Annotated in this window: 1 protein-coding gene; it reads left to right on the top strand. The window is 65.4% G+C overall.

The features are described from left to right. Nucleotides 1-3: 3 nt before the first annotated feature. Nucleotides 4-743, top strand: a protein-coding gene (locus IE109_RS32845) for an IS5 family transposase (protein WP_373297817.1) whose coding sequence is annotated in 2 segments (ribosomal slippage) — nucleotides 4-322 and nucleotides 322-743 — 741 coding nt annotated over the 2 segments. Because the reading frame shifts where the segments join, the coding sequence is not laid out codon by codon here. This gene is flagged as partial in the annotation.

The following is a 743-nucleotide window of genomic DNA, read 5'->3' as shown; positions in this document are numbered from 1 at the left end:
TGGATCGTTCCGGACGGCTTGTGGGAGTTGGCAAGGCCGTTGCTGCCGCCGGCGCGGGTGCGTCCGCAGGGCGGCGGGGTCGCGAACATCGATGATGAGGCGGTGTTTGCCGCGATCATTTACGTGCTGGTGAGCGGCTGTGCCTGGCGGGCGTTGCCACCGTGCTTCGGAGCGTCGAAGTCGACCGTGCATCGCCGGTTTGCCATCTGGTCCCGCGCCGGGGTCTGGGGACGGCTGCATCAGAAGGTTCTCCAGCTCCTGGACGAGCAGGGTCTGGTCGACCTGTCCCGTGCGGTCCTCGACTCCGCCCATGTCCGCGCTAAAAAGGGGGCGAACTTGCAGGTCCGAGCCCCGTGGACCGGGGTAAGCCCGGTTCCAAGATGCACGTCCTGTCCGACGCGAACGGACTGCCCCTACGCGTCGGACTCTCCGCGGCCAACACCCACGACAGCGTCGCGCTGAAGCCAATGCTGTCCCATTTCCACATGGGACACGAATCCCACGCGGCCGACTCCAAACCCGTGCGCCTTCATGCAGACAAGGCATACGACATCCCTCACCTTCGGCGATGGCTCTGGGGCAAACGCATCGGCGTCCGGATCGCCCGCAAGGGCATCGACTCCAGCGAACGTCTCGGACGTCGCAGGTGGGTCATCGAACGCACCATGTCCTGGCTGACCGGCTACCGCCGTCTCAACCACCGTTACGAGCGGAAACCAGGCAACTACCTGGCCTTTCTCGGA

Source organism: Streptomyces lavendofoliae, from assembly GCF_014649735.1.
Lineage (GTDB): Bacteria > Actinomycetota > Actinomycetes > Streptomycetales > Streptomycetaceae > Streptomyces > Streptomyces lavendofoliae.
Note: the sequence above shows the minus strand (reverse complement) of the source record. Positions and strands in the feature narration are given on the sequence as shown.